Here is a 201-nt window from a genome sequence, read left to right as displayed (position 1 = left end):
TCCTTTGAGTTTTAATCTTGCGACCGTACTCCCCAGGCGGTCAACTTCACGCGTTAGCTACGTTACCAAGCCAATGAAGGCCCGACAACCAGTTGACATCGTTTAGGGCGATGACTACCAGGGTAGCTAATCCTGTTTGCTCCCCCCGCTTTCGTGCATGAGCGTCAGTATTGGCCCAGGGGGCTGCCTTCGCCATCGGTA

The 201-nt window shown here is 54.7% G+C and carries 1 rRNA gene; it reads right to left on the bottom strand.

From position 1 onward, the window contains the following. Positions 1–201 (bottom strand): 16S ribosomal RNA (locus tag AB4Y44_RS43180); the annotation flags it as partial.

Origin of the sequence: Paraburkholderia sp. BR10937 (assembly GCF_040965695.1) — a bacterium.
GTDB lineage: Bacteria > Pseudomonadota > Gammaproteobacteria > Burkholderiales > Burkholderiaceae > Paraburkholderia.
This window is presented reverse-complemented; position numbering and strand designations above follow the sequence as displayed.